Source organism: Pseudomonas sp. HN2, from assembly GCF_020736465.1.
GTDB lineage: Bacteria > Pseudomonadota > Gammaproteobacteria > Pseudomonadales > Pseudomonadaceae > Aquipseudomonas > Aquipseudomonas moraviensis_A.
This window is the reverse complement of sequence record NZ_CP085885.1, coordinates 4,383,453-4,396,261: the sequence shown is the minus strand read 5'-3', so window position 1 is coordinate 4,396,261 and position 12,809 is coordinate 4,383,453. Positions and strand designations below refer to the sequence as shown.

12 protein-coding genes are annotated in these 12,809 nt (G+C 62.5%); 11 read left to right on the top strand and 1 reads right to left on the bottom strand.

From position 1 onward, the window contains the following. The first annotated feature begins 93 nt into the window (after positions 1 to 93). From LIS66_RS19410 to LIS66_RS19360, 11 genes are all read left to right on the top strand, one after another. On the top strand, positions 94 to 729 hold the full coding sequence (locus LIS66_RS19410; protein WP_007908216.1) for a MotA/TolQ/ExbB proton channel family protein: 636 nt from the start codon (positions 94 to 96) through the stop codon (positions 727 to 729). After that, positions 726 to 1,154 carry an ExbD/TolR family protein gene (locus LIS66_RS19405; protein WP_042610688.1) on the top strand — a complete coding sequence of 143 codons (429 nt, stop codon included), beginning with the start codon at positions 726 to 728 and terminating at the stop codon, positions 1,152 to 1,154. The genes LIS66_RS19410 and LIS66_RS19405 overlap by 4 nt, the downstream gene beginning before the upstream one ends. Beyond that, positions 1,154 to 2,164: a tetraacyldisaccharide 4'-kinase gene (gene lpxK / locus LIS66_RS19400; RefSeq protein WP_227972842.1), complete on the top strand. Its 1,011-nt coding sequence runs from the start codon at positions 1,154 to 1,156 to the stop codon at positions 2,162 to 2,164. The genes LIS66_RS19405 and lpxK overlap by 1 nt, the downstream gene beginning before the upstream one ends. Before the next feature lie 24 nt (positions 2,165 to 2,188). Beyond that, the gene (locus LIS66_RS19395; RefSeq protein WP_003179363.1) at positions 2,189 to 2,374 is read left to right on the top strand and encodes a Trm112 family protein; all 186 of its coding nucleotides are present in this window, start codon (positions 2,189 to 2,191) and stop codon (positions 2,372 to 2,374) included. Continuing rightward, the gene (gene kdsB / locus LIS66_RS19390) at positions 2,371 to 3,135 is read left to right on the top strand and encodes a 3-deoxy-manno-octulosonate cytidylyltransferase (RefSeq protein ID WP_227972841.1); all 765 of its coding nucleotides are present in this window, start codon (positions 2,371 to 2,373) and stop codon (positions 3,133 to 3,135) included. Before LIS66_RS19395 ends, kdsB begins: the two co-directional genes overlap by 4 nt. After that, on the top strand, positions 3,135 to 3,599 hold the full coding sequence (locus LIS66_RS19385) for a low molecular weight protein-tyrosine-phosphatase (RefSeq protein ID WP_227972840.1): 465 nt from the start codon (positions 3,135 to 3,137) through the stop codon (positions 3,597 to 3,599). Before kdsB ends, LIS66_RS19385 begins: the two co-directional genes overlap by 1 nt. Then, positions 3,596 to 4,615: a UDP-N-acetylmuramate dehydrogenase gene (gene murB, locus LIS66_RS19380; protein WP_227972839.1), complete on the top strand. Its 1,020-nt coding sequence runs from the start codon at positions 3,596 to 3,598 to the stop codon at positions 4,613 to 4,615. Before LIS66_RS19385 ends, murB begins: the two co-directional genes overlap by 4 nt. A gap of 250 nt (positions 4,616 to 4,865) precedes the next feature. Further along, entirely contained in the window at positions 4,866 to 5,336 is a 471-nt protein-coding gene (locus LIS66_RS19375; protein ID WP_041479453.1) for a (2Fe-2S)-binding protein, read from the top strand. Next, entirely contained in the window at positions 5,333 to 7,654 is a 2,322-nt protein-coding gene (locus tag LIS66_RS19370; RefSeq protein WP_227972838.1) for a xanthine dehydrogenase family protein molybdopterin-binding subunit, read from the top strand. Before LIS66_RS19375 ends, LIS66_RS19370 begins: the two co-directional genes overlap by 4 nt. Then, positions 7,654 to 8,634, top strand: a complete 981-nt coding sequence (locus LIS66_RS19365; protein WP_227972837.1) for an XdhC family protein — start codon at positions 7,654 to 7,656, stop codon at positions 8,632 to 8,634. The genes LIS66_RS19370 and LIS66_RS19365 overlap by 1 nt, the downstream gene beginning before the upstream one ends. Beyond that, a complete protein-coding gene (locus LIS66_RS19360; RefSeq protein WP_227972836.1) occupies positions 8,631 to 9,227 on the top strand; it encodes a nucleotidyltransferase family protein in 597 nt (198 codons plus the stop codon). The genes LIS66_RS19365 and LIS66_RS19360 overlap by 4 nt, the downstream gene beginning before the upstream one ends. 191 nt (positions 9,228 to 9,418) lie before the next feature. On the opposite strand, the gene rne is transcribed toward LIS66_RS19360, so the two are convergent. Continuing rightward, positions 9,419 to 12,706, bottom strand: coding sequence for a ribonuclease E (rne, locus tag LIS66_RS19355; RefSeq protein WP_227972835.1), 3,288 nt, complete (start codon positions 12,704 to 12,706; stop codon positions 9,419 to 9,421). Between the last annotated feature and the right edge of the window lie 103 nt (positions 12,707 to 12,809).

Here is a 12,809-nt window from a genome sequence, read left to right as displayed (position 1 = left end):
AGCATGGTTGCCACCTTACGGTCGTCGGGGCGGCGGGTCTTAATCGCGGATCGGTATGGTAAAGTGGCGCACTTTTTCGAGGGGACTGTCACTGTGTGGGAATTGGTCAAATCCGGCGGCTGGATGATGTTGCCGATCATTCTGAGTTCCATTGCGGCCATGGCGATCGTTGCCGAACGCCTGTGGACACTGCGCGCCAGTCGCGTCACCCCCGAGCATCTGCTGGGTCAGGTCTGGGTCTGGATCAAGGACAAGCAGCTCAACAAGGAAAAACTCAAGGAATTGCGCGCCAACTCGCCGCTGGGGGAAATCCTCGCCGCGGGCCTGGCCAATTCCAAGCATGGTCGCGAGATCATGAAGGAATGCATCGAAGAGGCCGCCGCGCGGGTGATTCATGAGCTCGAACGCTACGTCAACGCGTTGGGCACCATCGCCGCGATGTCGCCGTTGCTCGGTCTGCTCGGCACTGTGCTCGGCATGATCGACATTTTCAGTGCCTTCACCGGTTCCGGCATGACCACCAATGCATCGGTGCTGGCCGGCGGTATTTCCAAGGCGCTGATCACCACGGCGGCGGGCCTGATGGTCGGTATTCCGGCGGTGTTCTTCCACCGTTTCCTGCAACGCCGTATCGACGAGCTGGTGGTCGGCATGGAGCAGGAAGCGATCAAACTGGTGGAAGTGGTGCAGGGCGACCGTGATGTCGATCTGGCCGAGGGCCGCGCGTGAAATTCCGTCGCAAGCCTCGGGAAACCATCGATATCAACCTCGCGTCGCTGATCGACGTGGTGTTCATTCTGCTGCTGTTTTTCGTGGTCACTACCACCTTCACCCGTGAAACCCAGTTGCGCGTGGATTTGCCGGAAGCAGTCAGCGGTTCGCCGGCCGAAGATCAGCAAGTCAAACAACTGGACGTCGCGATCAGCGCCGAAGGCGTGTTCTCGGTGAATAACAGGATTCTGCCGAAGAATGACCTGCCGACGCTGATGGAAGCCATGCAGAAAGAATCCAACGGCGATACCAGCATGCCGCTGTCGATCAGTGCCGATGGCAAGGCCCAGCACCAATCGGTGATCACCGCCATGGACGCGGCCGGCAAGCTCGGTTTCAGCCATCTGCGCATGACCACGGTCGAGGCGGCGCCGAAATCCTGATGAGCCTCTCCGATCGCCTGCTCGCCGCGTGGTATCAGGGGCACCCGGCCCTGACGCTGCTGCGGCCGCTGGAAATGTTGTATCGCCGTGTGGTGATCAACAAACGTCAGCGCTTTCTCGACGGCGAAGGTGAAATCTACCAATCGCCCGTGCCGCTGATTGTGGTCGGCAATATCACCGTCGGCGGCACCGGCAAGACACCGATGATTCTCTGGCTGATCGAGCATTGCCGGCGCCGTGGACTGCGGGTTGGCGTGGTCAGTCGTGGTTATGGCGCCAGGCCGCCGCACCTGCCGTGGCGCGTCGAGGCTGCGCACAGCGCCGAGGTTGCCGGTGACGAGCCGCTGCTGATTGTCCAGCGCACCGGCGTGCCACTGATGATCGACCCTGATCGCAGCGCCGCCGTCAAAGCCTTGATCGCCAGTGAGCCCTTGGACCTGATCCTGTCCGACGATGGCATGCAGCATTACCGCCTCGCACGGGATCTGGAACTGGTACTGATCGATGCGGCTCGTGGCCTGGGCAACCAGCGCTGTCTGCCGGCCGGACCGTTGCGTGAGCCGGTCGAGCGCCTGCAAAGTGTCGACGGCGTATTGTTCAACGGCGCCTTGGCTGATCGCGACGACGGTTTCGCCTTCCGCCTGCAACCGACGGCGCTGGTCAATCTGCACAGCGGCGAACGGCAGTCGCTCGAGCATTTTCCGCCCGGCCAGGCGCTGCACGCGGTAGCCGGGATCGGCAATCCGCAACGTTTCTTCAATACCCTCGAAGCGCTAGACTGGCGGCCAGTTCCGCATGCGTTTGCCGACCACGCCGAGTACAGCGTGCAGGCCCTGAATTTCACCCCGTCATTGCCCTTGGTAATGACCGAAAAGGACGCGGTGAAGTGCCGTGCCTTTGCTGCTGCCGACTGGTGGTATCTGGCGGTCGATGCCGTGCCATCGTCGGCCTTCGTGGCCTGGTTCGACACGCAGCTGATGCGCCTGTTGCCGGATCGTCTGTTGCCTTAACTGTTTTTATTTCTGGGAATGTTCATGGACACCAAACTGCTCGACATCCTTGCTTGCCCCGTGTGCAAAGGCCCGCTCAAGCTCAGCGCCGACAAGACCGAACTGATCAGCAAGGGCGCCGGCCTGGCGTACCCGATCCGCGACGGCATCCCGGTAATGCTGGAAAGCGAAGCGCGCACCCTGACCACCGACGAGCGCCTGGATAAATGACCACAGCCTTCACCGTTGTCATCCCGTCGCGTTTCGCCTCGACCCGTCTGCCGGGCAAGCCGTTGCTCGATATCGCCGGCAAGCCGATGATCCAGCATGTCTGGGAACAGGCGAGCAAAAGCAGCGCGACCCGCGTCGTGGTGGCTACCGATGACGCGCGCATCGTCGAGGCGTGCAACAGCTTTGGCGCCGAAGTGGTGCTGACCCGTGAAGATCACAATTCCGGCACTGATCGTCTGGCCGAAGTCGCGACGAAACTGGGCCTTGCGCCGGATGCGATCGTGGTCAACGTGCAAGGCGATGAGCCGCTGATTCCGCCGAGCGTGATCGATCAGGTCGCCGCCAACCTTGCTGCCCATACCGAAGCGCGCATGGCCACGCTGGCCGAGCCGATCGAAGATGTGGAAACCCTGTTCAACCCCAACGTTGTGAAGGTTTCCAGCGACATCAACGGTCTGGCCCTGACATTCAGTCGTGCAACCTTGCCATGGGCTCGCGATGCATTCGCCAGAAACCGCGAGCAACTGCCGGAAGGCGTGCCCTATCGCCGCCACATCGGTATTTATGCCTATCGCGCCGGGTTCCTCCACGACTTCGTGAGCTGGGGGCCGTGCTGGCTGGAAAACACCGAATCCCTCGAGCAACTGCGTGCCTTGTGGCACGGCGTGCGCATTCATGTCGCCGACGCGCTGATCGCGCCGCCGACCGGCGTCGACACCGTCGAAGACCTTGAGCGGGTTCGTCGCCTGCTGGGGGCCTGATGCGCGTTCTGTTTGTGTGCCTGGGCAACATCTGCCGTTCGCCCACCGCCGAAGGCGTGTTGCGCCACAAGTTGCGCGAAGCCGGATTGGCGGACGTGGTCGAAGTGGCCTCCGCCGGCACCGGTGACTGGCACGTCGGCAACCCGCCGGACAAGCGCAGCCAGGCCGCGGCGAAACTGCGCGGTTATGACCTGTCGACGCAACGCGCGCAGCAGGTCAGCCGGGCCGATTTCGCCAGCTACGACCTGATTCTCGCCATGGATAACAGCAACCTGCGCAACCTCAAAGCCTTGCAGCCGTCCGCCGGCAAGGCCGAGCTTGACCTGTTCCTGCGTCGCTATGCTGGATTGATCGATGAAGTGCCAGATCCGTATTACGACGGTGATCAGGGTTTCGAGCAGGTGCTCGATCTGATCGAAGCGGCCTGCGATCAACTGCTGATCGAAGTGAAGGGCCGCTTATGAGTTTGCAGATCCAAGCACAAGTGTCGCTGAAAGCGTTCAACACCTTTGGCGTCGATGTGCGTGCGCAACTGTTTGCCGAAGCCCACAGCGACGCCGACGTCCGCGAGGCGCTGGCCTATGCCGCGTCCCATGACGTGCCGTTGCTGGTGATCGGCGGCGGCAGCAATTTGCTGCTGACGGCGGATGTTCAGGCGTTGGTGTTGCGCATGGCCACTCGTGGCATTCGGCTGCTCAGCGATGATGGCAGTCGCGTAGTGATCGAGGCGGAAGCGGGCGAGCCGTGGCACCCGTTCGTCCAGCACACGCTGGCCCAGGGGCTGGCCGGGCTGGAAAACCTCAGCCTGATTCCTGGCACCGTCGGCGCCGCGCCGATGCAGAATATCGGTGCCTATGGCGTCGAGATCAAAGACGTGTTTGCCGGGCTGACCGCGCTCGACCGCGAGAGCGGCGAGCTGCGTGATTTCAGTCTGGAAGACTGCAACTTCGGCTACCGCGACAGCCTGTTCAAGCAGCAGCCGGGACGTTGGCTGATCCTGCGGGTGCGCTTCAGGCTCGATCGCGCAGCGCACCTGCATCTGGAATACGGCCCAGTGCGTCAGCGCTTGAGCGAGCAGGGCATCGAGCAGCCGACGCCCACCGACGTCAGCCGCGCCATCTGCAGCATCCGCAGCGAAAAACTGCCGGACCCGGCGGTGCTCGGCAACGCCGGCAGCTTCTTCAAGAACCCGCTGGTGCCCGCCGCTGCAGTCACGCAGATCAAAGCGCAGCACCCGGATCTGGTGGCTTACCCGCAAGCCGATGGACAGATGAAACTGGCCGCCGGCTGGCTGATCGAACGCGCCGGCTGGAAGGGTTTTCGCGACGGCGATGCCGGCGTGCACAAGTTGCAGGCACTGGTGCTGGTCAACTACGGCACGGCCACCGGTCTGCAACTGCTCGACCTGGCGCAACGTATCCAGAAAGACATCGCCGAGCGCTTCCATGTCGAACTGGAAATGGAGCCCAATCGGTATTGAGGCTACGCTTGCCTGACGCCATCCAAAGCCCTGCACTGCTGAAAAAAGTGCAGGGCTTTTTTGTTAATGCTGGGTTAACTTAGCGACCTAACGATACCTACCATTTGCTCCACCCAAAGGCCCGGTGCAGACGTTCCCGTCGGCGCAAGAGAGCCTGATTAGCCTGAGTCGATCTGCGCGAACCCACCGCTGATTTTCCGGCGGCAGATTGCTCGACCCCATAACCACTAAAAAATATGCGGGCGTGCCCATGATTACCCTGAAACTCAACGGTCAAGACCACTCCCTCGATGTCACCGAAGACATGCCGCTGCTGTGGGCGATTCGTGACGTAGCCGGTTACAACGGCACCAAGTTCGGTTGCGGCATGGGCCTGTGCGGCGCCTGCACCATCCACATCGACGGCTTGCCGGCGCGCAGTTGCATCACGCCGATCGGCTCGGTGATCGGCCAGAATGTCACCACCATCGATAACCTCCACGCCGATCCGGTGGGCAAGGTCGTTCAGCAAGCCTGGCTCGACAGCGCGGTCGCGCAATGCGGTTATTGCCAGGGCGGGCAGATCATGTCGGCCACCGCTCTGCTGAAAACCAATCCCAACCCGAGCGACGAGCAGATCGAAGAAGCCATGGTCGGCAACATCTGCCGCTGCGGCACCTACAACCGGATCAAAACCGCGATCCGCCAGGCCTCCACGCAACTGAAGGAGGTGAAGGCATGAGCCGCGTCCCGAATGATTTCGCCCTGAGCAACCTCAGCCGCCGTGGCTTTCTCAAAGGCGTCGGCGCCACCAGCGCGCTGGTCCTTGCGGCGAGTTGGGGCTGGCAGGATGCGCTGGCCGATGACGCGGCGAAGAAGTTCGGCGCCGACGGCATGCCCAATGGTTGGGTCGACGATCCCAAGGTCTATGTAAGCATTGCCGCCGATGGCAGCGTCACCGTGGTGTGCAACCGTTCGGAAATGGGCCAGGGCGTGCGCACCAGCCTGAGCATGGTGGTTGCCGATGAACTGGAGGCCGATTGGGCGCAGGTCAAAGTGCAGCAGGCGCCCGGTGACGAAGTGCGCTTCGGCAACCAAGACACCGACGGTTCGCGCAGCATGCGTCACTGGTATGAGCCGATGCGTCGTTGCGGCGCGGCCGCGCGGACCATGCTCGAACAGGCGGCCGCTGCGCAATGGAAAGTGCCGGTCGGCGAATGCCATGCGCAACTGCACAAAGTTATTCATAAACCCTCCGGCCGTGAGCTGGGGTATGGCGAGCTCGCCGCTGCGGCCAGTGCGCTGGCAGTACCGGCGCGTGACAGCCTGCGCCTCAAGCAGCCGTCGGAGTTTCGCTACATCGGCAAAGAAGGCACCAAGGCCATTGATGGTGCCGACATCGTCAATGGCCGCGCAGTGTACGGCGCCGACGTGCATTTCGACGGCATGCTCTACGCCACCATCGCTCGCCCGGCAGTGTATGGCGGCAAGGTCAAAAGCCTCGATGACAGCGCCGCACTGAAAGTCCCGGGCGTGCTAAAAGTCATTCAGATCGAAGGCCGACCGTTGCCGTCGGAGTTTCAGCCGTTGGGCGGCGTCGCAGTCGTCGCCAGCAACACCTGGGCGGCGATCAAGGGCCGCGAGGTGCTGAAGATCGAGTGGGACGACGGCCCGAATGCCAGTTATGACTCGATTGCCTATCGCAAAGAGCTTGAAGCCGCGTCGCTGACAGCCGGCAAAGTGGTGCGCAACACCGGTGACATCGACAAGGCCCTGAGCGGCGCTGCCAGCACCCTCGAAGCCTCGTATTACCTGCCGCATCTGGCGCAGGCGCCGATGGAACCGATGGTTGCGATTGCGCGGTTCAAGGACGGTGTGTGCGAAGCCTGGGCGCCGAGCCAGGCACCGCAGGTCACCCGTGAGCGCATCGCCGAGCGCCTGGGCGTACCGTTCGAAAAGGTCACTTTCAACGTAACGCTGCTGGGCGGTGGGTTCGGGCGCAAGTCGAAACCGGACTTCGTCGTCGAAGCGGCGATTCTCGCCAAGGAATTTCCGGGCAAGGCTGTACGGGTGCAGTGGACGCGTGAAGACGACATCCACAATTCGTATTTCCACACCGTATCGGCGGAGTACCTGAAGGCCGGCATCGACAAGAACGGCATGCCCTCCGGTTGGCTGCATCGCACCGTGGCGCCAAGCATCACTGCACTGTTTGCCCCGGACATGAACCATGAAGCCGCGTTCGAGCTGGGCATGGGCTTTACCAGCATGGCCTACGCGATTCCCAACGTGCGCCTGGAAAACCCCGAAGCCAAAGTGCACACGCGGGTCGGCTGGTACCGCTCGGTATCGAACATTCCCCATGGCTTTGCGATTCAGAGTTTCGTTGATGAATTGGCGCACAAGGCCGGTGAAGATCCGCTCAAGTACCAGATCAAACTGCTCGGGCCGGACCGGCAGATCGATCCTCGCACCTTGAGCGAAGAGTGGAACTACGGCGAATCGCCCGAGCGTTATCCGATCGACACCGGTCGCATGCGCACGGTGCTGGAAACGGCCGCCAAGGCTGCCGGTTGGGGGCGCAAGCTGCCCAAGGGCCGGGGGCTCGGTCTGGCCGTGCATTACAGCTTCGTCACCTATGTGGCGGCGGTGATTGAGGTCGAGGTCAAGGACGACGGTTCGCTGATCGTGCACAAGGCCGACATCGCCGTGGACTGCGGACCGCAAATCAACCCTGAGCGTATCCGTTCGCAGTTCGAAGGCGCGTGCGTCATGGGCCTGGGCAATGCCGTACTCGGTGAAATCAGCTTCAAGGACGGCAAGGTGCAGCAGGACAACTTCCATATGTACGAGGTCGCGCGCATGTCGCTGGCACCGAAGGAAGTTGCGGTGCATCTGGTCACGCCGCCGGGGGACGTGCCGTTGGGTGGCGTTGGTGAGCCGGGCGTACCGCCAATTGCTCCGGCGCTGTGCAATGCGATCTTCGCCGCGACCGGCAAGCGCATCCGCAATCTGCCGGTGCGTTATCAGTTGCAAGGCTGGCAGAAGGCGGAGGCGTAATGGACAGCGTCGATCTCAACGTCCTGCGCAGCGTCCTCGAATGGCGCCGCGCCGGGCAGCGGGTGGTGCTGTTCAGTGTGGTGCAGACCTGGGGCACCGCACCGCGCTCGCCCGGCGCCATGCTCGCCTTGCGTGAAGATGGCGTGGTGATCGGCTCGGTGTCGGGCGGCTGTGTCGAGGATGACCTGATCGCGCGCCTGCACGACGGTCGCATCGCCACCGAGGGCCCGCCAGTGCAGATGATTACCTACGGCGTGACCCGCGAGGAGGCCGCGCGTTTCGGCCTGCCATGCGGCGGCACCCTGCGCCTGACCGAGGAGCGCGTCGGGGATCCGGCGTGGGTGGCCGAGCTGCTGCAGCGTTGCGAAAACCATGAAATCGTTGCCCGGGAACTGAACATCGAAACCGGCGAGGTGCTGTTAACTCCGGCGACTAAATCCGACTCACTGGTGTTCGACGGCAAAGTCCTGCGAGCGATTTATGGCCCGCGCTGGCGCCTGTTGTTGATCGGCGCCGGGCAGTTGTCGCGCTACGTCGCCGACATGGCGCGGCTGCTGGATTTCGAAGTGCTGATCTGCGATCCACGCACCGAGTTCGTTTACGGCTGGGAAGAGCAACATGGCCGTTTTGTTCCCGGCATGCCGGACGAAGCAGTGCTGAACATCCAGACCGACGAGCGCACGGCGATCGTTGCCTTGACCCACGATCCTCGGCTGGACGACATGGCGTTGCTCACCGCGCTCGACTCGCCGGCGTTCTACGTCGGCGCGCTGGGCTCGCGGGTCAACAGCCAGAAGCGCCGGGATAACCTCGCTCAGCTAGGCTTGTCGCAAACATCGATTGATCGCCTGCACGGGCCGATCGGCCTGCACATCGGCAGTCATTCGCCAGCGGAGATCGCTTTGTCGTTGCTGGCGGAAATTGTCGCGATCAAGAACGGTGTGGAGTTGAAGCAGAAAAAACCGCTGGAGGGTGCATGAGCCAATCCATCGCAGTGATCGTGCTGGCAGCGGGCGAGGGCAAGCGCTTTCGCCAGATCGCCGGCCCTGACAAAGACAAGTTGCTCGCTGACTGCACGGGGCGCGACGACGTCGTGCGCTCGGTGATCGAGCAAGTACTCGTGAACCTGCCGGCCAGTCTCGACAAGCGCGTACTGGTCACGACCGAAGCGCGCCCGCAGGCGATGCGCATGGCCCAGGCTTACGGCTGCGATGTGGTGTCGATCGCATCGATAGGCATGGGTGACAGTATCGCCGCAGGTGTTGCCGCTTGCCCTGACGCCGATGGCTGGTTGATCGTGCTGGGTGATATGCCGTTTATCTTGCCATCGAGTATTGAGCGAGTGGTCGCGGCGATGGCTGACGATGCGGTGAGTGTGCCGGTGCTGAACGGCGAGTTTGGCCATCCGGTGGGGTTCGGTCGTTCGTTTGGCGCGCAGTTGCAGACGCTGACCGGTGATCGTGGGGCCCGGCCGTTGTTTGCGCAGGGTAGGATGGTGGAAGTGGCGGTGGAAGATCCTGGTGTATTGTGGGATATCGATGTGCCTGAATCTTTGGTATTTCCTCATTCTTGAGCCATGCACAAATCCCCTGTAGGAGTGAGCCTGCTCGCGATAGTGGTCGTTCAGCTACATGTGTGCTGACTGACACACCGCTATCGCGAGCAGGCTCACTCCTACAATGAACATCGGTGCGGCCTGAATCGCAGTCAATAAAAAGCCCCGCCAGGCTTTCACCTGGCGGGGCTTTTTAATCGCTTCAGGAATTACACGAGTGGTTTAGGCTCGTGGTGTTTTTCCTGGGCTTCTTCGCGCTGCTCGACCGCGTCCTGAACGGAGCGTGGTGCTTCAGCGATCACCGCTTCAACCGATGCTTCTTCCGCGATCGGGGCAGGGGCTGCCTCGACCACTTCAGCCGCAGGGGCTGGTTCGGCAGCCACTGGCGCCGCAGCGGCAGCCAGTTCGGCTTCCTTCTGCAGACGCTCGGCTTCACGCTTGCGACGACGCACTTCACGCGGGTCGTTTGGCGCGCGGCCGTTTGGCGTCAGGGCGCTGACCGGGGCCGGTGCTTCAACTACCGGGGCAGGCGCTTCGACTACGGCTGGTGCTTCTTCAACCTGAGCTTTCGCAACCGGTGCTTCGACAGCTGGTGCTTCAACCACTGGCTCTGGAGCCGGTTCGGCCGCTGCAACTACTGGCTCGGAAACCATGGCCTGCGGCACTTCGACTTCAGCGACTGGCGCTGGCGCTTCGGTGACGGCTGGCTCGGCAACCCAGTTGAACGCAGTCTGCTCTTCGCGAACTTCACGCACGGTTTTGGTCACGTCTTCAGTGACGGTTTCAACCGCTGGCTCAGTGACGGCAGCTGGCACTTCAACGGTAGCTTCTGGTTCAGCCGCCGCTTCAGCCTGAGGTTGGGCTTCGCGAACCGGGGCCACTTCGATTTCCGGTGCAGCGGTCACTTCCACAGGGGTGGTGGCTTCGACAACCGGCGCTTCGACTGGAGCAGTTTCCAGTGTGGCGGCGGTGGCGCGTTCAGCCTGCTCGTGGGCCTGGGCTTCAGCCGGCGCGCTGATGGTGCTGCTGGCAACGGCGGCGGTGACGGCCAGGCCAGCGGCCAGATCGGCAGTGCTTGGCTCACCAGCGTTTTCAGCGGACTCGGATTCTTCTGAACCTTCGATCACGTTGCCGTTGGCATCACGCTGACGCTCGCGACGGTTGCTGCGACGACGCTGACCACGGGAGCGACGACGTGGACGATCGCCTTCGGCGCTGTCCTGACCGTCTTCCGGCAGTTGCTCTTCGTTATGGGTGTTCACTTCTTCTTCAGCGACGGCAGCAGCGGCTTGTTCGGCGCGCGGTTGACGTTCTTCACGCGGCGGACGCGGAGCGCGTTCTTCGCGTGGCTGACGGGCCGGACGCTCTTCAGCCGACACGGCAGCGGTGGCTGCGGCTGCGGCTGGCGCGGCGTCCAGTGGCTCGCGCAGTTCACGTACGCGTTCTTCACGCTCGCCACGCGGCTTGCGATCTTCACGCGGTGCGCGCGGTGCACGTTCTTCACGCGGGGCACGTGGTGCGCGCTCTTCGCGGGCAACCGGTGCTTCGCTGCGAGCTTCACGGGGCTCACGGACTTCACGTGGCTGACGCTCTTCACGCGGTTCGCGCGGCGCACGCTCTTCACGTGGAGCACGTTCTTCGCGCGGCTTGCGTTCTTCATCGCGGCGACCGTTACGGTTGCGGCTCTGCTGACGACCGTTGCGACGCTCTTCGTTACGCGCTGGACGCTCGGTGGCAGCCGGTTTTGCAACGGCAACCGGTGCGGCTGGCTCTTCCTTGGTGGCGAACAGGCTGACCAGCGACTTCACCAGACCTTTGAACAGGCTCGGCTCAGGCGCGGCAACCGGTGCCGGAGCAGGGGCGGCAGGGGCAACTTCAGTCGGCACCGGCGCGTTGGCGCGGGCCGGCGCAGTCTTCACCGCAGCTTCCTGGCGAACCAGGGTACGGGTGGCAGCGGCTGGCTGGACTTCTTCGACTTCGGCAGCTGCCGCAGCGATTTCGTAGCTGGACTGGTTGGTCGCGGCTTCCGGGCTGTCATCACGCAGACGCTGAACTTCGAAGTGCGGCGTTTCGAGGTGATCGTTCGGCAGAATGACGATGCGGGCACGGGTGCGCAGTTCGATCTTGGTGATCGAGTTGCGTTTTTCGTTGAGCAGGAAGGCGGCGACCGGGATCGGCACTTGCGCGCGAACTTCGGCGGTGCGGTCCTTCAGGGCTTCTTCTTCGATCAGACGCAGGATTGCCAGCGACAGCGATTCAACGTCACGGATGATGCCGGTGCCGTTGCAACGCGGGCAGACGATGCCGCTGCTTTCGCCAAGCGATGGACGCAGGCGCTGACGGGACATTTCCAGCAGGCCGAAGCGCGAGATGCGACCGATCTGCACACGGGCGCGGTCGGCTTCCAGGCATTCACGGACTTTTTCTTCCACGGCGCGCTGGTTCTTGGCCGGGGTCATGTCGATGAAGTCGATGACGATCAGGCCGCCGATGTCGCGCAGGCGCAACTGACGGGCGATTTCTTCGGCGGCTTCAAGGTTGGTCTGCAGGGCGGTTTCTTCGATGTCGCTGCCTTTGGTGGCGCGCGCCGAGTTGATGTCGATGGACACCAGGGCTTCGGTCGGATCGATGACGATGGAGCCGCCGGAAGGCAGTTCGACGACGCGCTGGAACGCGGTCTCAATCTGGCTTTCGATCTGGAAACGGTTGAACAGCGGCACGCTGTCTTCGTACAGCTTGATCTTGCTGGCGTACTGCGGCATCACCTGGCGGATGAAGGTCAGGGCTTCGTCCTGGGCTTCAACGCTGTCGATCAGCACTTCGCCGATGTCCTGGCGCAGATAATCGCGGATGGCGCGGATGATCACGTTGCTTTCCTGGTAGATCAGGAATGGCGCGGAGCGATCCAGCGAAGCCTCTTTGATGGCGGTCCACAGTTGCAGCAGGTAGTCGAGGTCCCACTGCATTTCTTCGCTGCTGCGGCCCAGGCCGGCAGTGCGCACGATCAGACCCATGTCGGCCGGAGCGACCAGGCCGTTCAGCGCTTCACGCAGTTCGTTGCGCTCTTCGCCTTCGATGCGACGGGAGATGCCGCCGGCACGCGGGTTGTTCGGCATCAGCACGAGGTAACGACCGGCCAGGCTGATGAAGGTGGTGAGGGCGGCGCCCTTGTTGCCACGTTCTTCTTTCTCGACCTGAACGATGACTTCCTGGCCTTCGCTCAGGACGTCCTTAATGTTGACGCGGCCTTCGGGGGCTTTCTTGAAGTATTCGCGGGAGATTTCTTTGAGGGGCAGGAAGCCGTGGCGCTCGGAGCCGAAATCGACAAAGGCAGCCTCAAGGCTTGGTTCGATGCGAGTGATGCGGCCTTTATAGATGTTGGCCTTCTTCTGCTCGCGTGCACCGGATTCGATGTCCAGGTCGTAGAGGCGCTGGCCATCTACCAGTGCAACACGCAACTCTTCGGGTTGAGTTGCGTTAATCAGCATTCTTTTCATGTAGTACCGTCGGTTTCCGGGCTGCCGGAAACGGCGTTCGGCACACACGACTTCTCACGGTCGGTGTCAGGTGCGTCGGGAGTGGTTGGCCATTCCCGTGTCC